Raw genomic sequence first — 19832 nt, 5'->3', positions numbered from 1 at the left:
TCTAGAGACAAAGATCGTGCGTCAGGGATTGAAAATGGTGACGCGCACGTTATGATAAGGCTTACCGATCGATCAGTAACTTACCAGATCAGGGCTTGACCCAGTGACGCTTGTCACGGCTTTTTTAAAGGTGATAATTATGCAAGTGATTGATTTAGAAGAGTTTTCCCAGATAGTGCGTGACGGTCAGACTGTGCTCATAGGTGGGTCAGGATCAGGCCATGCCGTTCCCGATGCCTTGATGAAAGCTATCCAGGAACGTTACCTCGCAGAAGCCCACCCTCGCGGCATTACATCAATTCACCCGGTCGGTCTTGGGGATCAGCGAGAGCTCGGGGCGAACCACTTTGCTCATGAAGGCTTGCTTAAGCGCATCGTATGCGGCACGTTGTCAGATGCTCCCAGCGTCGCCGCGCTTGCCGCCCAAGATCTGGTCGAAGCTTACACCCTCCCCCAGGGCGTGCTGTCACAGCTCACGCGCGAGATTGCTGGAGGCCGGCCTGGTCTCATTACCCACGTCGGGCTTCACACTTTCGTTGACCCCCGCCTCGAGGGTGGGCGTCAAAGCTGCAGGGATTCGGAGAGCCTTGTCGAGGTACTCGAACTAGACGGTCGGGAATGGCTTTACTACCGTGCCTTTCATATCGACGTGGCCCTACTTCGCGGGACAACGGCGGATGAAAATGGCAACATTTCCATGGAAGATGAGGCTATCTGGGGCGAGATGCTCTCCATGGCCCAAGCAACAAAAAAATGCGGCGGTAAGGTCATTGTTCAAGTCAAACAGATAGCCAAGGCAGGCACGCTAGCGGCCAAAACGGTCAAGATACCCGGCATTTTGGTCGATTACGTCGTTGTTGTTCCAGACCAAATGCAGACCTTTCAGACAATGTATAACCCGTCCTACGCGGGTGCACTCAAAGTTTCGACTTCTGGGTTTCCGCGACTAGCACTTGATGCCCGCAAGATCGTCGCTCGCCGCTGTGCCATGGAAATAGTGCCCGGCTTGATCTGCAATATTGGTTCGGGTATATGCACCGGCGTCGGACTTGTCGCAGCAGAAGAGGGCGTGATCGATCAATTCACACTGACCAATGAGCAGGGGCTGATTGGTGGCGCACCAGCTTTCGGCCTGGATGCTGGCGCCGCATGGAACTACGATGCTATCGTTGATCAACCCTATCAATTCGACTTTTATGATGGTGGAGGACTGGACTTGGCCTTTCTTTCATTCGTCGAAATCGATCCTGCAGGCAACGTTAACATCAGCCGATTCAAGAACCGCATCATCGGCATTGGAGGTTTCATAAATATTAGCCAGAATGCCAAGTCGATGGTTTTTGCAGGTACTTTCACAGCTGGTGGTCTTGATATCTCGACCATTGACGGTGAGCTTCGTATCGAAAACGAGGGCCGCTTCCGGCGCTTCGTCGAAACGGTCGAGCAACTTACCTACAATGCCGAGTACGGTCTTTCGCGAGAGCAAGAGGTGACTTATATCACAGAGCGTGCTGTATTTCGTGCAACACCTTCGGGGCTAGAGCTAGTGGAGTACGCTCCAGGAATTGATATTGAGCGCGATATTTTGGCGCTCATGGATTTTCAGCCGCTTATTTCTAAAGAACTTAAAGAGATGGATCGTCGAATATTCATCGACAAACCCATGGGACTCGATCAGAGCTTGCTGGATAAATATACAGGTGCTAAGCAATAATGTCATCCGTTAGCTTCCAACCTCAAAAGCCAGCATCTAGAAATACTCGAGATGCTATTAAGTGTATTGTAAGTGATATGCTTATTAGAAATGGCTATCGTGGTACGACCATGTCGAAGATTGCTAAAGAAACTGGCACGACGACGACTAACATTTTTTACCACTTCCAGAGCAAGGACGGCGTCATCGATGAAGTCGTCAGGGATTATGTTGAGCATACACTAGAAGTTCACGGCGCAATATGGCGCGACAGCTCGATGACTTTGCAAGACAAAATTTATAAGGTCATCGAGTTCAATCGATCACGTTATCTCAAATTCAACCCATCCGGGGAAAGTGGTAATCCTTGGAGTCTAATTGCGCGCCTAAGGCTCGAGACAGATGTCATTAGCACCGACTCCCAGCGCCAGCTCAGCTACTTCAGCGAAGCACTATATAACCTCGTGACCGAAGCGATTAAAATAGCTTTGGCCAATGGAGAGCTGATAGAAAAAGTAGTGTCGAAGGAAGCCGCGATGGTTATCGCAATGGTCATTAACAGTTCGGCGCAGTTCTCAACTGAAAAGGGCTCCTTTAGAGAGCTGGAGAACCTTGTAGCCGTGGTGTCAAAAATGTTCTTCGATGCCTACGGAAAAAACGTAGGCAAAGAATAATAAAATTTGCTTCAGCATTATTAAAATGTGTCGAGCAAATGCTTTATTTCTTTTTCCAGTGCCGGCGCACTTCGGGTTCATTCGACCGATTAGTAAATGTTTATTTGTCGGTTCCTGAGCGACTGATCTGTTTAGCAAATAGCCCTAGCTGTTTAGCCTGCCTCGAACGCCTGGAGGTCGGCAAGGCGCACAGTCAGTGGGTCGCCCGAGCCCGAGAAGTTGGTGAAGAGCCGCTCCCGCTCAGGACTACCACCGCATCAATCGCTGATCTGGTACCACGAGATCTAGCGGCGAAGGGTGAACTCGGCCTTGGGAGAGTGCCGGCTCAGCGGGGCCGCTAGGGCACGATATGCTGAGTCGGCCTGTGGTTCAGGAAGGACTGACTTCGGCTGGAGTCTCCTCCTCCCTGCTCGCCGGAGCTGAATCTCGCAGAAGTTTTCTGGAGATGGATGAAGCGACGGTGCGCTAACCGAGCCTTCAAGGCTGCGTGGAGTTGGAGCAGTGGCATCGTCAAACGGCAAGAGCGATGAAGAGGCGGCGTGATCATGTCAGGAGATTGCTGCGAATTATGCAGTTGGTAGTCAGTAAAACTTTCCCATTTGCTGAGTATAACCTTAAGAATGCAAAGATTCGGGTCAAAACATATGCCCAGCCTCACTTCGCCTTGCCATTTGATTGTCGGTTCCGCGAATTCAGATGTGATGAAAAAAATCCATGACAGCGGAAAGGTCCTCTTCTCGATAGACGTTACGAATCAGCCTTGTTCCTACAAGGTGGTCTAGGAGAAGTTCTGATGTTACGCATTCTTTTGCCTCATCCCGAGTGGGAGCTTCGTCAGCTTTACGGCGACACGCCGTTTGAATTGCTCTCTAAGATTGGGAAGCTAAAATTGAATGAGGGCGAGCGTCATTGGGAGCGTAAGCGTCTCTATGAAGAAATCGAGGACTGCGATATCGTCCATAGCTTCGGCGTAACGGTGGCTGATGAGGATTTCTTCGCCCATGCTTCTCATCTGCGGGCCTTCGTCCGGTGGGCGGTTGATTACCGCAATGTCGATGTTTCCGCAGCCACCAAAGCCGGTGTGCTTGTCACCAATGGTCCCCCCGTCTTTACCGCCGGCGTGTCAGAGCTGATCATCGGGCTTATGCTCGACCTATCACGGCAGATCACCGCCGGGGCGAAGCTATATCATGCGGGCGAGACGCCGACACCGGGCCTTTATCCGGAGCTTCGCGGAGCGACGATCGGCCTAATCGGCTTTGGCGAAATCGCCCGATATCTCACCGATTTGGCCATGGTCTTCGGAATGACTATCCTCGCGGCGGATCCCTATGTGACGATCCGTGACGAGCGGGTTGAACAAGTAACGTTCTCGCAATTGTTGTCCCGGTCCGATTTTGTGATTTGTCTAGCCAAGGCGACCGAGGAGACCGAGGAGATGATAAATGCCGAGGTTTTCGCGGCGATGAAGCAAGGCGCGTATTTTATCAATCCCGCACGGGGCAACCTGATCGATGACGCAGCCTTGCTTGCTGCCCTCGACAATGGTCATCTTGGAGGGGCCGGGGTCGATGTTGGGCGCTCGTATCGGCAAATGCCTACCGCTGTTGTCGCGCGCCACCCAAAGGTCATCGCAACCCCGCATATCGGCGGGTTGACGCCTGGCTCGGTCGAGGTGCAATGTGCTGCTTCGGCCAAGCAGATCGCGGCAATTTGTGACGGCAAGCGCCCGGAGCGCTGCGTGAATCCCGAGGCTGCCTCATGGCTAGCGTAGAACTCCTGAAAACCGACTGAAGGGCGTGTGATTGTGCCATTCGCTGTCAAGGTGATTCGCCGCACGGCTGCATTGACGAACGGGTAGAGAAGGACAACCCAGTGCGTAGAGCTTTGCGATGGATCCGCTAAGATTGGCACCCAGCAAGGACGGCGGCGAATGCCGATTTTGGGCTTTGGGTATGTGCCGCCAACTCCCCACGCCTGCCTTATGTTCTGCCTAAAAAGTCCTGATTGCTCCACTCCCTCTTGTCATGGCAGGGGAGGCGTGAATGGCAGTACGTTACGAACTTTCCGACGAGCGCTGGCACATAATCGAGGATATCGTTTCCCGCCGCTGATCATGGGGCGCCCGCGACGAGATGACCGCCAGATGCTCAATGGAATATTCTTAGTCCTCTGCTACGGGACCAAGTGGCGGGGTCTCCCCATCGCTATGGGCCAAGACCGTCTATTGTCGCTTTCGTCAGTGGCGCAATGACGGCACCTTCGACTAGGTACTGGGTAGGCGGCTAGCCATCACCCTTTGCGAGTGTTCAGGCGCCCGGTTTCCAGTGTTGAGACAGGAGTTCCTGTATCTGACTGCCTTTCTGCGTCGGCAGCCGAGCCAGCCCAACTTTCAGGTAGTCATGCGGTTCATGGCCGTTCAACTTGGCAGATTATGCCATGCACGGCATAAAGCAGACTGGATCAGGCTCATGATGTTGGCAGCGCACTGGCCGCTGTGCAGCGAGCCGGCAAACAGCCATACACCGAGCGGTGCCCAGGCCAGCGTGGCCATCTACAGCCTGATCGAGACCACCAAAGCAAATGGCCTCTCGCCCTACAAATACCTGCAATTCGTGTTCGAGACGCTGCCAACACGCGGCGACGTTGATAATCTCAGCACCTTGCTGCCGTGGCGGTGGAAAGGCAATCTACCGGCCTGAGCCAAGCCGGCACAGATGGGGTTAGTGGATCGCTTACCGTAGTACTCGCCGATCAGGCCGCGGATCTGGTTGGCCTTGGCCGTCCGCTGGCGGACCAACTCTTCACGAAACCGATGTGCCGCCGGGACATCCTGCTGGTAGACAGTCTTGACCGCAACGAAGCTCATGTTAGGCCGCCTCATGACTCCACAGATGGTTTCGGCATCGACACGGTAGTTCTTGTTGCTCTTTACGTATTGCTTAACGAATTGGGCCGCATCCAGCTTGATAGCCACGCGCCTGCAGCGCATGTGCCCAGTGGTGAAACGCAGCGCAGTTCCATACCGATCACGGCCCCGACAGGCACACGTTTGGAGAGAGCATCCAGTCACCTATGACGGGGGTACTTGCCGCCTACTGGACCTGATCATGGCGATCCACAGCGTGAACATGAAAAACGGACTTTGCGATATCGACGCCGACCCGGCCTATCTTCATAGGGAGTTCTCCTCATCCTAAGGCTGGTAAGTGATGCTCTTACCAATCAGTGTGGCGCAGCGACACCGGTGTAGAGTGGGGAGGACTTAATCCCATTGGTTTCGGTACTGGCTCAGCTGGATCCATCAATTGCTCAGGGTCCCGCGCGACATCGCCATGATTGCCCTAGCGCCTGGGGGGTATGGCGAACTAACGGTGTTGGCTGGCATTAGCCATGGATCATCTACGGTAAGCGCCCGGCCATCACCCTTTGCGAGTGATCAGTCGACCGATTTTCAGTGCTGAGGCAGGAATTCGTGGATCTGGCAGGCTTTCTGCGTCGGCAGCCGAGTCAGCACGTCTTTCAGGTAGGCATGCGGTTCATGGCCATTCAGCTTGGCAGTCTGGATCAGGCTCATGATGTTGGCAGCGCGCTAACCGCTGCGCAGTGACCCGGCAAATAGCCAGTTCGAGCGGCCCAGTGCCCAGGGGCGAATCAGGTTCTCCGCCCGGTTGTTGTCGATCGGCAGTCTGCCGTCCTCCAGGTATCGCGTCAGTGCTACCCAGCGCTTCAGGCTGTAATCCACGCCTTGGCCGTCGCCGAGCCATTGGGCAGCTTCTCGCGATGAGCCAGCATCCAGCGGTGTAGCGCGTCGGCGATAGGCTTTGCTCGGGTGTCGCGTCGCCGTTGGCGTTATTCCGCACTCAGCGACTGGGCCTCGCGCTCCACTTGGTAGAGCTGGGCGATGAGCTCGATGGCCTGCTCGGCGACCTGGCTCTTGCCGGCCACGTGCAGGTCGACGAACTTGCGTCGGGCGTGGGCCATGCAACCGATTTCGGTGACGCCGTTGGTAAAGCTCTGCTTGTAGCCGCTTTAATCATCGTAGATCAGTTTGCCTTGCCAGCCGCCGAGGAAGTCGCGGACATGCTGGCCACCGCGCCCGGGCGCGAAGGCGTAGATCACTGCCTTCAGCTCGGCGTAGGGCGTGGTGGCATAGGTTCAGAGGTAGGCCTTATGAGTCTTCTTTTTGCCCGGAGCCAGCATCGGCACTGGCGTTTCATCGGCATGCAGTATCGGTTCGGTGAGCAGGATGTCGCGCAGGGCATCGATCAGCGGCTGCAGTCGCACCCCGCAGATGCCGACCCACTCCGCCAGAGTGGAGCGCGGTATCTCCACGCCCGCGCGGGCAAAGATCTGTGCCTGCCGGTAGAGCGGCTGATGGTCGGCTTACCAACACCGACTGCTCGTAGGGACAGCCCTGGAAGCGCCGATCCCATCGCACCTCCACCCGATACCCTGCAACCGAGGGCCTCCAGTAGTTGGTGCTCTGCTGTGACAGGTCAAGGTAGGCCTTGATGCCTATGCTGCTGGGATCTGCAGATAGATTAAACTCTACTTCGGGAGCGCACAGCAGGCTGCCTTCCTGCGCCAGCAGGCGAATGTTTTCTAGGCCGACAGGAGCATCCATGGTCAGTCCGGGCACGTGGTTGGCTGGCAGGATCAAGTTGAATCAATAGCGCCCCTCACTGCGCGTGTATGGGTAGCCTTCAAAGCCGGCGGCAGGCTCCAACGTGCCGCCAAGCTCGGTGGGAAGAATCACCTGAGCGTCCTGCGCTGTGGGCAGTTGAAAGGGCTCAAAGTTCTGGTCAGCTAAGGTGTTTTGGCGCTCGCTGCCAACGGTCAGACCGAAACCACACAAGACGACCAGCCAGACCAGTGCGACCTGGGAGGCGCCAATGAAGCGCGGTGTGCGAATCTCGGCGCACAGCCTTGTTACGGTTTGCCTGGACGCCTTCGCCACGCGGGTGCGAATGTTCGCTAAACGGGTGCGAGTGGTTGTGCGAGACTCTTTTGCGGTGTTGTGTGCACCCTGCATGCTGGAACTTTCCTTGGCTGACTTGCCGCGCTGTCAGGATACAAGGTCGGCTTTGTTGCCACAAGCCAACGCGGCACCCTGGAGCCTTTAACCGCTGCTGGTTGGGGCAGTGGCAGACTCTGAGTGCAACACACTCATTTGCTTGTTGGTGGGCTTTCATGGTGCTTATCCATCAGTTCTCAGCACTTCTATCGGACATTTAAAGTCGAAGCATATTCTAGGCCGCATATGCCTCCATGTTGCCGATCGCAAAAATAAATAGCGATGCCGGTTTCCTGGACGACCTTTGCATGCTGAGGCATTTCACGCCCCTGATCATAGGCCATGCTTTTTCGGCCACCCTCTGGGTGGGCCGAACGCATTCGAGGACAATAAACGGAGTGTTCCCTCTCGACCGGAGCCGCAAAGTCACAGTGAGACGTCACTTTGGGGAAAGGGACATGCTCCTGCACAAGCTCATCACATGGCTGAAGCGAGGCGATCGAAGTATTCCCAACCATCAGGATTATCTCGCATTGAGAGAGTGCGACCCGCGAATGCTGCGCGACATCGGGCTATACCGCGAGCATGGTAGCCTACTGACTCTTCATCCGGAGCCAGATGAAACGATGCATTGACCTGCACTTGGAAACCGCATGTCACACAGCGCCTTCCTGAATCGTCATGACAGTGACGGCCACTAGGCCTTCATCTCTCTACCTTACATCAGCGATTCAGGAGTCATGCATGAACCAGAGCACGCTTTTCATCAAGCACAAGGCACTCCCCGGCAAGCGCGAAGAGGTACGGCGCCTGTGGGAGTCTCACCTGATGCCGAGCATCCAAGAGCGCCAGGTCCACGACGCCTACTTCTACTGCTACGATGATGGCGATCCCGACACGATCCGCGTCTTCCAGCGCTACGCCGACGGTGCGGATGCACAGGCATTCATGCAGGGGCCGGCATACGAAGCCTATGTCGCCGCGGTAACGCCCCTGCTGGGTCATCCGCCCGAGATTCATGCTGCCACCGTGGCCTGGGCCAAGGACAAGGCGGCTCCGATTTCCGAGACAGCCTGATGCCTTCCGCCGATTTGCTTCACTTCGAGGAGGCCCGCCCCATGCTGCTGGGGCTGGCCTATCGCATCCTCGGCTCGCGCGCCGACGCCGAGGATGCGGTGCAGGACACCTTTCTCAAGTGGCAGGCAGCGGACCGTGAGGCTATCGATACGCCCCACGCCTGGCTGACCACGGCCTGCACGCGACGCTGCCTCGATCTGCTGGGCAACGCCCACCGGGCTCGGGTCGAGTATGTCGGCGCCTGGCTACCCGAGCCCATCCCGACCATCGTCGTCTCCGATGCGGAACGCAGCATGCAGCTGGCCGACTCGCTCTCCACCGCCTTCCTGCTGCTGCTCGAGCGCCTGTCGCCCAAGGAGCGAGCGGCCTACCTGCTGCACGAGATCTTCGACACGCCCTACACCGAGATCGCCGCCATGCTCGAGATCAAGGAGCCGGCTTGTCGCAAGCTGGTGTCCCGGGCACGAAGCAACCTCCAGACCGCCGAGGAACGGCACACCCCACCGCGGGAACGCCAGCAGGCGCTGCTGGAGGCCTTCCGGCTCGCCATCACCGAAGGCGCCACGGCACGGCTCGCGAACCTGCTCTCGGCCGAGGTTCGCCTGAGTGCCGACGGCGGCGGCAAGGTGCCCACCCTGCTCGAGCCGCTGCACGGCAAGTCGACTGTACTCGGCTTTTTGGCCAGCCGATTGCGCCAGTACTGGGCCGACTATGAATGGCGTGAAGCCGACATCAACGGGGGCTACGGCTGCGTGATGCGCAAGGAGGGAAGTGTCGTCGCTGCGGTGACCTTCGCCTACGACCGCTCAGGGTATGCCACGGATATCTTCATCGTGCGCAATCCCGACAAGCTCACCGGACTGGTGCCATGAAGCGCCAGGCTACTGGGCATGGCATACGCTTTCGCGGGCAGTCGCTTCATTCAACCCCAGGATCCACTCACGCACTGCGGCGATGGCCGGCTCCCCGAGCCTTTCGGGGGGATAGACGAGATGAAACGGCAGCACCGTGATCTCGGGGCCAAACGGCTGGACCAGGCGCCCTTGGCGCAGCTCCTCGGCGATCAGGTGACGGCTCATCAGGGCCACGCCCTGGCCATCCAGCGCCGCCGTTATGCCGTGGGATTCATCGGAGAACAGCAAGCCGGCGCTGACATCGAGCCCCGGCACCAGGACCCGACGCTGCCAGGCCGCCCAGTCCACCGGTGCGGTCGCCTTGGGCGATGAGAAATGCAGCAGCGTATGGCGCACCAGCTCGGCGGGAGTGTGAAGTTCCAGCGCGGGGCTGCAGACGGGAATGAAGACGTTATCGAACAGCTTCTCGGCGACGAGCCCGGGCCAGGGGCCCTCGCCATAGCGAATCGCCATGTCGGCGACGATGCCGTCCAGGGCGACCCAGTCATGGGATACCTGGATGCTCAGGTCTATCTGCGGATGGGCATCGCGCAGCAGGCAGACCCAGGGCAGCAGCCAGCGTGCGGCGACGGCCGGCGTGGTCGAGAGCGTGACTGCCTGGCGCGACGGCGGCCGGCGTAGCTTGGTTACCGTCTCGGCGATGGCATCGAAGGATTCGCTCAGCACGCCAAGCAGTGCCTGCCCCTGCGCCGTCAGTATCAGCTGCCGCGGCCGACGCACGAACAGGGCCACCCCCAGGCTCTCCTCGAGCTGGCGAATCTGGTGGCTGATCGCCGTCGGCGTGACCGAGAGCTCCTCGGCGGCGCGCTTGGCACTGAGGTGGCGCGCCGCCGCCTCGAAGGCGCGCAGGGCGGAAAGCGAAGGCAGTCGTCGCGGCATCATGGCTGAGTTTTATTTTCCACTATTGAAAAAGAATCGTCGTTTGTCGCCCTGCCTGGCTTCAGGCTTATATGAAACGAGCCACAGGCATGACTGAGAACAACTCATTCAATAGATACTAAACCCAGTGACGGAGAAAACCCATGACGCGTTTACTTCACCTCGATGCGAGCCCGCGGCCCGGCCGTGCCGGCACTCACGACCACGGCTCGCATACCCGCCGGCTGACCCAGCATTTCGTTTCGCACTGGCGCACTCTGGAGCCGGATGTCGAAATCGTCTATCGCGATATCGGCGCCAACCCGCCACAGCTGACCAGCGTCGAGTGGATCGAAGCCGCCTTCACGCCCATCGAGCGACTGACCGAACCGATGCGGGCAGTGCTTGCCGAGAGCGATGCCCTGGTCAACGAGGTCGAGCGAGCCGACATCCTGGTGCTCGGCGTACCCATGTACAACTTCGGCCCGCCGGCCGCGTTCAAGGCCTGGATCGACAATATCGTCCGCATAGGCCGCACCGTCGATTTCGATTTGGACTACGGCGCCCACCCATTCATGCCGTTGGGGCAATATGTGCCGCTGCTCGCCGATCGGAAACGGCATGCGGTGCTGCTCTCCTCTCGCGGCGGTTACGATTTCGATCCAGGGCGCAGCATGGCGGCCTTCAACCACCTGGAACCGAGCGTTCGTACCGCCCTGCAGTTCATCGGCATCGGTGACTTTCACGACATCGCCATTGAGCACCAGGAGGAAGGCGGCAAGGCGCTGGCGGCCTCGACCGAAAGCGCCCTGGCGCGTATCGACCGGCTGGTGGAGCGCCTGCTCAGCGAAGCTACGGCCAGGCGCCAGTTGCAGCCAGCCTAATGGCCCCTTCAATGGCCAAACACCGGGGCGCATGACGCCCCGGCCTCGTCCCTGTAGCCTCTGTCAGTCGGCGCGTCGTCATACGGACACGGCCGCTACCCGATACGTCGCAGGAACACCGACATGCAAATCAAATCCGTACCCAGCGCCGAGGCACCTCTCAATCTTCTGCTGGAGGCCGATCCCTCGCTAGACGCCATCAAGCACTACCTCGAACGCTCGATCTGCCATGTCGCGACAGTCGAGGGGGAGATCGTGGGCACCTATGTCACCCAGCCCGTTGGCGATGGAGTTCATGAGCTGATGAACATTGCCGTCGCCCCGGCGCATCAGCGCAAGGGCATCGGCGCACGGCTACTGGATCACGCCATCGCAACGGTTCGGGAGGCGGGGGTACGGCGCCTTGAACTTGGCACCGGCACCTTCGGTTATCAGCTCACCTTCTACCAGCGTGCAGGGGTCAGGGTCGTCGCCGTGGAGCGTGACTACTTCCTGACTCACTACGATGAGCCGATCTACGAGAACGGCATCCAGCACAAGGACAGGCTTTGGCTGGCTCTCGACTACTGACAACAGTCACGCACTAAACGAAGCACCCTCAGCCCCATGATCCAGTCGCATGCGGCTGGCCAAGCGACTGCTTGGCGGATGGGGCAGCGCTTCGCTGTCAGCATGAGGCATTCCCCACGCTCAGTCCTGATGCAGCCTGAGGCGGCGAGACAGGCAAAAGCCCACCAGCGCCCCTCCAAGGGTCGCGGCCATAACCGCCTTGCGGCGACCGTCCGACGATCGGAAGCCACCGTCGATACGCCGCTTGCCGCTCGGAGGGGCATGGAGGTTGCCTGAGGAGTTCGCCATGGGCCGGGCCCGCTTCAGGGCAAGGTCGACCAGGTTGGCATTGAGCCGGCTGTAGCCCGGCATTCCATGGGCAAGGCGAGCCAGTATGGCGGGCAACCCCACGTAAGCAGCCGGCTGAGGGTGTCGAGCAAGTTTGACAATCGTCCGAGCGGTACGCCGAGGGTCGTAGACAGGAGGCACAGGCTGGACGGCTCGGCCCGTGTAATTGCCTCCGTCGCGAAACCCCGGGGTATCCATCACGGCAGGATAGACATTACAGACATGGATATCCTGCCAATGATGCAACTCACCCTGCAGGCTTTCGGCAAAGGCGCGCAGGCCAAACTTAGCCGCACTATATGAAGTGGCGTAAGGCTGGGGCGCCCAGCCGCCCAGGGAAATATTGTTGATCAGGATGCCGCGCCCGCGCTGCTTGAAGTGAGGCAGCACGGCGTAGGCGCCATTGATCTGACCGACAAGGTCCGTCTGGATGACGCGTGCGTGGTCCTCCAGGGGGATCTCCTCGAAGGCCCCAAGCGCACCGACACCCGCATTGTTGACCCATACATCGATCCTGCCCGCCGCCGCTATCGCGCGCTGGGCCAGTTGCTGCATATCTTCAGGCTGGGTAACGTCGGCGACGATAAAACGAGCCTGGCCACCGAGCCGATGACACTCCTCGGCGACGTCATGCAACGCTTGCTTGTCCCGGGCAGCCAGGAACAGGACCGCGCCCTGGCGCGCAAATTCATGGGCCGTGGCACGCCCGATGCCGCTGGAAGCGCCGGTAATGACGACTACGGTTTCGGTCATCGCAGGTGGGTTCATGATTGCCTCCATTCCGGTGGTCTCACGGCCTCCTGGCCGCTCTTACCTTGAAAGGTAGGTCAATATCCTGGCGATAAGCTCAGCGAAGCGGGCGGTTGCGGCTTATGTTGCTGCCAATGGCGCTACTCCGATGTCTGGGCAACCGCCGCCTTGTCGGTCACCGGGTCGGCCTTGGCGCCGGCCACTTCGCGGCGCTCCGAGTAGCGGTCCACCAGCGTCTCGGCGTGGGGCCGCAGCAGCAGGGTGAAGCGCACCAGCTCCTCCATGACATCGGCGATGCGGTCGTAGAGCGGCGAGGGTCGCATGCGCCCGGCTTCGTCGAACTCCTGGTACGCCTTGGGCACGCTCGACTGGTTGGGGATGGTGAACATGCGCATCCAGCGCCCCAGCAGGCGCAGGGTATTCACCGCGTTGAACGACTGCGAACCGCCGCTGACCTGCATCACCGCCAACGTGCGCCCCTGGGTGGGCCGCACCGCGCCCATGCTCAGCGGCAGGTGGTCGATCTGGGTCTTCATTACGCCGGTAATCTGGCCATGACGTTCGGGGCTGCACCACACCTGTCCTTCCGACCATATGGCCAGCTCGCGCAGCTCGCGCACCGCCGGGTGGTCGTCGCCCGGCACCTGGTCCGGCAGCGGCAGATCGGAAGGGTCGAAGATGCGCGTCTCGGCGCCGAAGTAGCGCAGCAGCCGCGCGGCCTCCTCCACCGCCAGGCGTGAATAGGAGCGTTCGCGCAGCGAGCCGTAGAGCAGCAGGATGCGTGGCGGATGGCCCAGCGGATCGGGCAGACCCTGGCCGGGCTGCCGCAGAGCGAAGCGCGCGTCGAGGGCTGGAAGATAATCGGGGTCGTTGAGCGTGCGAAGCCTCATGTCGCCTCCTTCATGGCGTGGGTTTGCAGGACGAGCAGCGCCACCAGGGCGGCGAGCCCCAGGGCCGAGGAGAACAGCAGCGCCTGGGTACCGAAGCGCTCGATCAACAGGGCGAAGGCCAGCGGCGCCAGCGCCTGGCCGAAGCGTGCCGGTACCATCAGCACGCCCTGGCGCAGGCCATAGCCGTGGGGACCGAAAATGGCCAGTGGCAGCGTGCCCTTGGCAATAGTGAGAATGCCGTTGCCGGCACCGTGCAGCAGCACGAACAGCGTGGCGAGCGGCGTCCCCAGCGTCATGACGCCGAGCGCGCCGACGGGATGCGCGATAACCGCCAGCTTGGCCGAGAGCAGCGGATGAAAGCGCTGCAGCAGCGAGAACTCGAGCAGTCGCGCCGCCACCTGGGCCGGCCCCACCAGCGCCGCGGCGGCAATGGCGGCGGCGGGCGAGAGCCCCGCGATCTGCAGCAGCCACGGCAGGTGTGCCGCCATGGCGGTACTGACGAACCAGGTCACGGCGAAGACGAAGGCCAGCAGCGCCATGGGCAGCCAGGTCGTGTTCGCCTCTTCGTCCGTTGCCGTCTCGCTACGCGGCGCGGGCGGCTGAATGCCGAACGGGATCAACAGCCGGTTGAGCGGCAGGCCCAGCAGCAGATGCACCGCCGCCCAGGTGAAGCAGGCGTTCTGCCAGCCGAATTCGGCGTTGAGCCAGCCGGTGATCGGCCAGCACACGGTGCTGGCAAAGCCCGCCAGTAGCGTGATGCCTGTAATGGGGCCACGCGCTTCTCGGCCATAGAGCCCGGCCAGGGTCGAGAAAGCCGATTCGTACAGCCCCATGCCCATGCCGACGCCGATCACCAGCCATCCCGCCCATAGCAGCTTGGCTCCATCCGCCAGACCCAGCAGCACCAGACCCAAGGCAAACACCAGGCTCGAGGCTGACAGCACGTCGCGCCCACCGAAGCGGTCGATGCGCCGCCCCACCGACGGCCCCAGCACGGCCGATACCACCAACGCCGAGGAGAAGGCCGCGAATACCGTACCCGTGGCAAGGCCGAGGTCTCGCGCCATGGGCACGGCGAGGATCGCCGGAAGATAGTAGGTCGAGCCCCAGGCCAGGGTCTGGGAAACGCCCAGGGCGACGACCACACCGCTGCGCGAGCTCATCGACTACCTCGATCATCGAGGTATTGAGGCCTGAAAAACCGCGCCGCGCTCATGCTTCCCGCTCCTCCCGTTTCACTGCCCCAGCGGCCATGCGACGGCTCTCGACGATGCAGTCCGTGGCCTCGAGCCAGGCGTCCACCGCCACCTGAAAGGCCTCCCGCCCCTTCTCCGTCAGCGTGTACACCTTGCGCGAGCGCCCCTGCACCACCTCGTTCGTCGCGGAGAGGTAGCCCCCCGCCTCGAACTCGTTGAGCACCGGATAGACCGTGCCCTCCGAGGGGCTGCAGCAGCCGTTGGTGCTCTTCTCCACTGCCTGCACCACCTCATAGCCGTGCATCGGTTTGCGGTGCAGCACGCTGAGCACGAAGAACTTCGACAGCGACATCTTGATCGTGCCGCGCCAGTAGGAAGGGTCGCTGTAGTCGGGTATCCGGCGGCCGGTGGCCGCTTCGGGTTTCGCTTGGCTCATGACAAAAAACGTATACCTCGATGATCGAGGCGTCAAGCGCGACCGTACCCTCGCCGTCTGACATGCTCGCGGTAGCCGCCCGGTGTCAGGCCGGTCACGGCCTTGAAGTCGTGGATGAAGTGGGCCTGGTCGAAGTAGCCGGCGGTGAAGGCGGTATCGGTCAACGGCAAGGCCGCCCCACCCTGCTTGATCAGTTCGCGACAGTGGGCGACGCGAAGCAGACGGGCGTAGCGCTTGGGCGAAAGCCCAACGTGTTGCTGGAACAGCCGCTCCAGGCGGCGCTGGCCCACCGGCAGCGCCGCCACCAGCGCGGCGATACTGGCCTGGCCCCGGTGGCGTTGCAACCAGGCAAGCGATGCGGACAGGGCCGGCCCCTCAGGCGTCGCGTGACGCTGCAGCCGCTTGAGCAGGTAACCCTCCAACAGCGCGATACGCCCCATCCGTTCGGGTGTTTCCTGCAGCCGCTGATGCAGCGCTTCGAGCTCGAGCCGGCGCAGGGCTCCACCCGGCGTCAGCTCCCCGCCGGCCAGGGCCGATAGGGACTCGCCAAGGAAGGGAAATGCCATGCCCGGCAGGAAGCGAACGCCCAGCAGGTCGAGCGCGCCACCTACCGCCAGCCTGGCCGTGCGCCGCTTGGGGCCGTCGATCCAGCAAGCGCCGTGTACCCGCTCGCCGTCGCGCTCGAGCGCAGCGCCGAAGTTGAACAGCAACCCCGCGGCGCCATCCGGATGCAGGTGCTCCACGCTTGCCGGCCCGCCGACGTTGGCTCCACGGGCCCGCCAGTAGCACTGCACGTAGGGGCGCAGCGCCGCGCCGGGCGCGAAGCACTCGAACGACAGGCCGGAAGTCATCGCCGGCGCAACAGGCCGGAAATCTCCAATCCCGCTGCGGTCAGCCAGGGCAGGCTGAAGGACTGCATCCACGTTCACCCCCTCTCAGTGGAAGGCAAGGCCGTCCGGGGCGGCCCCTTCGGAGCATGCCGAGCGAGCAGGTAGATAAGCAAAAAGTCCAACCTTGCTCATCGTCCAGTTGTAGAGTAGGGGGACCATTTTCCCATTACCTCATCTTTCATCCTAGTGGAGCACTCAATGGACAGAACGCGAATCGTGGTCGTCGGCGGCGGCGCCGGTGGGCTGGAGCTGGTCACGCGCCTCGGCCGGCGCCTGGGGCGGCGCGGCAGGGCGGAGATTACCCTGATCGACCGCAACTCGACCCATATCTGGAAGCCGCTGCTGCACGAGGTCGCCACCGGGGCGCTCGACTCCAGCATCGACGAGATTTCCTACCAGAGCCACGCCCAGTCGAACGGCTATCGCTTCCAGCGCGGCACTCTCGAGGGGCTCGACCGCGACGCCCGCCAGCTGCGTCTGGCCCCGGTGCTCGACGACTACGGCGAGGAAGTGCTGCCTGCCCGCACCCTGGATTACGATCTGCTGGTATTGGCGCTCGGCAGCGTGAGTAACGACTTCGGCACCCCCGGCGTCGCCGAACACTGCCACTTCCTCGACAGCCCGGCCCAGGCGGAAGCCTTCCGCCACGACATGCTCAATACCTTCCTGCGCTACAGCGACCCCGAGCGGCGGCATCACCCGCGCCTGACCGTGGGTATCGTCGGCGCCGGCGCCACCGGCGTGGAGCTGGCCGCGGAGCTCTACGACGCCTCGCGCATGCTGCACAGCTACGGTTTCACCGAGATGGACAGCCGCCACCTCGAGGTCCACCTGATCGAGGCCGCGCCGGACGTGTTGCCGGCCCTGCCCGAACGCATTCGCGGCGCCGTGCGCACCGAACTGGAACGCCTCGGCGTGCAGGTACACACCGACACGCGGGTGGTATGCGTTGAGCAGAACGCCATCGTCACCGCCGACGAGGCGCGTATCGAAACGGACCTCAACGTCTGGGCCGCCGGCATCAAGGCGCCCGACATGCTGCGCGGCCTGGGCCTGACGCTGGAGCGCAACCAGTGCATCAAGGTCGAGCCGACGCTGCAGAGCGTCGACGACCCCAACATCTTCGTCTTCGGCGACTGTGCCAGCTGCCCGCAGCCGGACGGCTCCGTGGTACCGCCGCGGGCCCAGGCCGCCCACCAGCAGGCCCAGCGGCTCTACAAGAACCTGCTCGCCCGGCTCGATAACGGCCCGCTCAAGCCATTCCGCTATCGCGATCGCGGCTCGCTCATCTCGCTGGCCCACTTCGAGGCGATCGGCAGCCTGATGCGCGGCGCCTCGGCGCGCAGTCTGTTCATCGAGGGGCGCCTGGCCAAGTTCTTCTATGCCTCGCTCTACCGCATGCACCAGCGCGCCATCCATGGCACGGCCAAGACCGCGCTGATCCTGCTCTCGGACGGACTCAACCGCTTCATCCGTCCGCGCATGAAGCTGCACTGAGGTCGAAAAACTACAATCGAGGCGATAACCGCCGCGCTAGGGTGGGGCTTCCACCCCTTACGGAGCCCCACCCATGCGCATGAACTACTACGCCGCCAGCCCCGCCGGCCTCAAGGCCATGCTCGGCCTGCAGCGCCACCTCCACCAGGCAGCCGAAGCGGGTGAACTTGGCGACGGCCTGCTGGCGCTGGTCTACACCCGCGTGTCGCAGATCAACGGCTGCGCCTATTGCATCGACATGCACACCAAGGACGCCCGCCAGGCCGGCGAAACCGAGCAGCGACTGTACGGCCTGAGCGCCTGGCGCGAAACACCCTTCTACTCACCGCGCGAACGTGCCGCCCTGGCCTGGGCCGATGCCAATACCCTGATCGCCGGCCACGGCATCGACGAGGCCCTGTACGCGGCCACCCGCGAGCACTTCTCGGAGCAGGGGCTGACCGACCTCACCCTGGCGATCTGCACCATCAACGCCTGGAATCGACTATCGATAAGCTTCGCCGCCGACACCGGCAGTTACCAGCCCGCATAGGGTTGCATCTGCCTCCTTGGTGAGCCGCGTGATCAGCTCGCCGTCGATTCGCCTCAGGCGCATGAATGCCAAGCTTGCTTGACAAAACACAGAATGCCAAACAGGCTTGGCATATGCACAACCACATCCGTTCGCTGCGCAAGACGCGGGGGCTGACCCAGGCAGATCTGGCCGAGGCCATGGGGGTCTCGCGCAATACCATCAACTCCATCGAAGTCGGCCGCTACGTTCCCTCGCTGCCACTCGCCCTGCGCCTGGCGCGTTTTTTCGGCAAGCCCGTCGAGGAGGTATTTGATGACCGAGCACCGTGAAGCCCCAGCGGACAACAAGCCCATGCTCGTACCGCTGTGTGGAGCGGCCCTGGGCGTGGCGATGTTCCTGACCTCCTGGCTGGCAGCGGATGCTCCCGGCATCGGCACGGTCATGCTCGCCATCATGCTCGGCTATGCCGCGCTGATGCGCTTCGGCCAGCGCTTCGAATCGATTCAGATGCTTAGTCACGATCCGCCGCTGGACGAACGCCACGCCCTGATCCAGCTCTACGCCCTGCGCGCGGCCTATTTCGCCGTGCTCGGCGTCGCGCTGATCGGCTTCTTCTGGGAGGTCGCGCGGGGGGCCCCCGGAGCCTTCACGCTGATCGGCTTCGTCGGTGGCACCACCCATCTGCTCGCCACCGTGATACTGCGCCGTCGCCTGTGAGCGGGACAGACCGACTTCAGCCCTCCAGGCTCACCGCCGGTCCGGTCACGACGATGCCGCCCGAGAGGGGAATGTCCACCTGCAGGCGGCTGGGCCGCCCCATCGCTTCGCCTTGCAGGATCGTCAACTGGGCGGGCGCCTGGAGCAGGCCCGCATCACGCAGGTAGCCGCCCAGCGCCGCGGCCGCCGCCCCGGTGGCGGGGTCTTCCACCACGCCGCCCACCGGGAACGGGTCGCGGGCATGGAAGCGCGCTTCGCTCTCACGCCACACCAGCTGCAGCGTGGTCAGGCCCTCGCGCAGCATCAGCGCCTTGAGCCGCTCGAAATCGTATTCGAGCCGCGCGAGGCGCTGCTCTGTCCTGCACGCCAGCACCAGGTGCCAGGCCCCGGCGTAGGCCCGCGCAGGCGGAATCTTGAGGTCGAGCTCCTCGGCCTGCCAGCCGAGCAGTTCACGCACCTGCTCGACCAGCGCCGGCTCGGCGGGGCGGAATTCCGGCGTGACCGATACCAGCGAGGCCTGCCACTCCCCTTCCACCTGATTGACGGTGACCATCACCTCGCCCACCGCCGTCTCCAGCAGGTAAGTACCCGCCCCGCTCAGCCGCCCCATCTGCACGCCGCTGGCCACCGTGGCATGGCCGCAAAAGCTGACTTCCGCTTCGGGGCTGTAATAACGCACAAGGCGCCGCTCGCCCTCGGCCGGGGCGATGAAGGCGGTTTCGGAATAGCCCACCTCGGCGGCGATCCGCTGCATCTCCGCCGGGTCGGGCAGCGCCTCGCCAAGCCACACCCCGGCGGGGTTGCCGCCGCCGGGATCGTCGGTAAACGCCGCCAGGCGAAAGAGAGTGCCGCTCATGGGAAGCTCCTGGTGTGAAGGGGTTCTTTCCATCTTGGGGCAAAACGGGGGGAACACAATGGCGCGCCGCAA

At 61.7% G+C, this 19832-nt stretch carries 23 protein-coding genes and 3 pseudogenes; 14 read left to right on the top strand and 12 right to left on the bottom strand.

The window, feature by feature from the left end; genetic code table 11:
• The first annotated feature begins 139 nt into the window (after positions 1–139).
• From DIS04_RS07355 to DIS04_RS07340, 4 genes are all read left to right on the top strand, one after another.
• Positions 140–1714: an acyl CoA:acetate/3-ketoacid CoA transferase gene (locus DIS04_RS07355; protein ID WP_111413122.1), complete on the top strand. Its 1575-nt coding sequence runs from the start codon at positions 140–142 to the stop codon at positions 1712–1714.
• Complete coding sequence (locus DIS04_RS07350) at positions 1714–2367, top strand: TetR family transcriptional regulator (protein WP_111413121.1); 654 nt, start codon at positions 1714–1716, stop codon at positions 2365–2367. Before DIS04_RS07355 ends, DIS04_RS07350 begins: the two co-directional genes overlap by 1 nt.
• A gap of 389 nt (positions 2368–2756) precedes the next feature.
• A complete protein-coding gene (locus DIS04_RS20940; protein ID WP_111413120.1) occupies positions 2757–2897 on the top strand; it encodes a transposase in 141 nt (46 codons plus the stop codon).
• Positions 2898–3160: 263 nt separating this feature from the next.
• On the top strand, positions 3161–4141 hold the full coding sequence (locus tag DIS04_RS07340) for an NAD(P)-dependent oxidoreductase (RefSeq protein WP_111413119.1): 981 nt from the start codon (positions 3161–3163) through the stop codon (positions 4139–4141).
• A 535-nt stretch (positions 4142–4676) separates the two neighbouring features.
• Here the strand turns inward: DIS04_RS07340 and DIS04_RS07330 are convergent.
• Positions 4677–4888 (bottom strand): annotated as a pseudogene (locus DIS04_RS07330) (transposase domain-containing protein); the annotation flags it as partial.
• Here DIS04_RS07330 and DIS04_RS07325 point away from each other — a divergent pair.
• Complete coding sequence (locus DIS04_RS07325; protein WP_422667632.1) at positions 4839–5069, top strand: transposase domain-containing protein; 231 nt, start codon at positions 4839–4841, stop codon at positions 5067–5069. The pseudogene DIS04_RS07330 and the gene DIS04_RS07325 overlap by 50 nt on opposite strands.
• Here DIS04_RS07325 and DIS04_RS20935 read toward each other — a convergent pair.
• The 4 genes and pseudogenes from DIS04_RS20935 to DIS04_RS07285 all read right to left on the bottom strand — a co-directional run.
• The gene (locus DIS04_RS20935) at positions 4964–5359 is read right to left on the bottom strand and encodes an IS110 family transposase (RefSeq protein WP_111413117.1); all 396 of its coding nucleotides are present in this window, start codon (positions 5357–5359) and stop codon (positions 4964–4966) included. The genes DIS04_RS07325 and DIS04_RS20935 overlap by 106 nt on opposite strands.
• A gap of 462 nt (positions 5360–5821) precedes the next feature.
• Positions 5822–6753 (bottom strand): annotated as a pseudogene (gene tnpC, locus DIS04_RS20630) (IS66 family transposase); the annotation flags it as partial.
• A 283-nt stretch (positions 6754–7036) separates the two neighbouring features.
• Positions 7037–7402 carry a hypothetical protein gene (locus tag DIS04_RS07290; protein WP_111413112.1) on the bottom strand — a complete coding sequence of 122 codons (366 nt, stop codon included), beginning with the start codon at positions 7400–7402 and terminating at the stop codon, positions 7037–7039.
• Positions 7403–7536: 134 nt separating this feature from the next.
• Positions 7537–7749: pseudogene (locus tag DIS04_RS07285) on the bottom strand (IS30 family transposase); the annotation flags it as partial.
• Positions 7750–7842: 93 nt separating this feature from the next.
• Here DIS04_RS07285 and DIS04_RS20440 point away from each other — a divergent pair.
• The 3 genes from DIS04_RS20440 (at position 7843) to sigJ (ending at position 9333) form a co-directional block, all read left to right on the top strand.
• Positions 7843–8019, top strand: coding sequence for a hypothetical protein (locus DIS04_RS20440; RefSeq protein WP_162623019.1), 177 nt, complete (start codon positions 7843–7845; stop codon positions 8017–8019).
• Positions 8020–8128: 109 nt separating this feature from the next.
• A complete protein-coding gene (locus tag DIS04_RS07280) occupies positions 8129–8461 on the top strand; it encodes a putative quinol monooxygenase (RefSeq protein ID WP_111413111.1) in 333 nt (110 codons plus the stop codon).
• The gene (gene sigJ / locus DIS04_RS07275; protein ID WP_111413110.1) at positions 8461–9333 is read left to right on the top strand and encodes an RNA polymerase sigma factor SigJ; all 873 of its coding nucleotides are present in this window, start codon (positions 8461–8463) and stop codon (positions 9331–9333) included. The genes DIS04_RS07280 and sigJ overlap by 1 nt, the downstream gene beginning before the upstream one ends.
• A gap of 9 nt (positions 9334–9342) precedes the next feature.
• Here the strand turns inward: sigJ and gcvA are convergent, their stop codons facing one another.
• Positions 9343–10257, bottom strand: a complete 915-nt coding sequence (gcvA, locus tag DIS04_RS07270) for a transcriptional regulator GcvA (RefSeq protein ID WP_111413109.1) — start codon at positions 10255–10257, stop codon at positions 9343–9345.
• Positions 10258–10397: 140 nt separating this feature from the next.
• Here gcvA and DIS04_RS07265 point away from each other — a divergent pair, with 140 nt between their 5' ends.
• Both DIS04_RS07265 and DIS04_RS07260 read left to right on the top strand, forming a co-directional pair.
• Positions 10398–11117 (top strand): FMN-dependent NADH-azoreductase, encoded by a 720-nt coding sequence (locus tag DIS04_RS07265; protein WP_111413108.1) that lies wholly within the window; start codon positions 10398–10400, stop codon positions 11115–11117.
• Between the two features lie 123 nt (positions 11118–11240).
• Complete coding sequence (locus tag DIS04_RS07260; protein ID WP_111413107.1) at positions 11241–11687, top strand: GNAT family N-acetyltransferase; 447 nt, start codon at positions 11241–11243, stop codon at positions 11685–11687.
• Positions 11688–11807: 120 nt separating this feature from the next.
• Here the strand turns inward: DIS04_RS07260 and DIS04_RS07255 are convergent, their stop codons facing one another.
• The 5 genes from DIS04_RS07255 to DIS04_RS07235 all read right to left on the bottom strand — a co-directional run bounded on the left by DIS04_RS07255 (position 11808) and on the right by DIS04_RS07235 (position 16137).
• A complete protein-coding gene (locus tag DIS04_RS07255; protein ID WP_111413314.1) occupies positions 11808–12782 on the bottom strand; it encodes an SDR family oxidoreductase in 975 nt (324 codons plus the stop codon).
• A gap of 122 nt (positions 12783–12904) precedes the next feature.
• Entirely contained in the window at positions 12905–13654 is a 750-nt protein-coding gene (gene arsH, locus DIS04_RS07250) for an arsenical resistance protein ArsH (protein WP_111413106.1), read from the bottom strand.
• Positions 13651–14817, bottom strand: coding sequence for an MFS transporter (locus DIS04_RS07245; protein ID WP_111413105.1), 1167 nt, complete (start codon positions 14815–14817; stop codon positions 13651–13653). Before DIS04_RS07245 ends, arsH begins: the two co-directional genes overlap by 4 nt.
• Before the next feature lie 49 nt (positions 14818–14866).
• Positions 14867–15286 (bottom strand): PadR family transcriptional regulator, encoded by a 420-nt coding sequence (locus tag DIS04_RS07240; protein ID WP_111413104.1) that lies wholly within the window; start codon positions 15284–15286, stop codon positions 14867–14869.
• A gap of 32 nt (positions 15287–15318) precedes the next feature.
• The gene (locus DIS04_RS07235; RefSeq protein WP_111413103.1) at positions 15319–16137 is read right to left on the bottom strand and encodes an AraC family transcriptional regulator; all 819 of its coding nucleotides are present in this window, start codon (positions 16135–16137) and stop codon (positions 15319–15321) included.
• A 237-nt stretch (positions 16138–16374) separates the two neighbouring features.
• On the opposite strand from DIS04_RS07235, the gene DIS04_RS07230 reads away from it, so the two are divergent.
• From DIS04_RS07230 to DIS04_RS07215, 4 genes are all read left to right on the top strand, one after another.
• Positions 16375–17673 (top strand): NAD(P)/FAD-dependent oxidoreductase, encoded by a 1299-nt coding sequence (locus DIS04_RS07230; RefSeq protein ID WP_111413102.1) that lies wholly within the window; start codon positions 16375–16377, stop codon positions 17671–17673.
• A 73-nt stretch (positions 17674–17746) separates the two neighbouring features.
• The gene (locus tag DIS04_RS07225; RefSeq protein WP_111413101.1) at positions 17747–18205 is read left to right on the top strand and encodes a carboxymuconolactone decarboxylase family protein; all 459 of its coding nucleotides are present in this window, start codon (positions 17747–17749) and stop codon (positions 18203–18205) included.
• 113 nt (positions 18206–18318) lie between these two features.
• Complete coding sequence (locus tag DIS04_RS07220; protein ID WP_111413100.1) at positions 18319–18516, top strand: helix-turn-helix transcriptional regulator; 198 nt, start codon at positions 18319–18321, stop codon at positions 18514–18516.
• On the top strand, positions 18500–18904 hold the full coding sequence (locus tag DIS04_RS07215; RefSeq protein WP_111413099.1) for a hypothetical protein: 405 nt from the start codon (positions 18500–18502) through the stop codon (positions 18902–18904). The genes DIS04_RS07220 and DIS04_RS07215 overlap by 17 nt, the downstream gene beginning before the upstream one ends.
• Before the next feature lie 16 nt (positions 18905–18920).
• Here DIS04_RS07215 and DIS04_RS07210 read toward each other — a convergent pair whose 3' ends face one another.
• Positions 18921–19760: a PhzF family phenazine biosynthesis protein gene (locus DIS04_RS07210; protein WP_111413098.1), complete on the bottom strand. Its 840-nt coding sequence runs from the start codon at positions 19758–19760 to the stop codon at positions 18921–18923.
• Positions 19761–19832: the final 72 nt, after the last annotated feature.

Origin of the sequence: Billgrantia lactosivorans (assembly GCF_003254665.1) — a bacterium.
GTDB lineage: Bacteria > Pseudomonadota > Gammaproteobacteria > Pseudomonadales > Halomonadaceae > Halomonas > Halomonas lactosivorans.
Note: the sequence above shows the minus strand (reverse complement) of the source record. Positions and strands in the feature narration are given on the sequence as shown.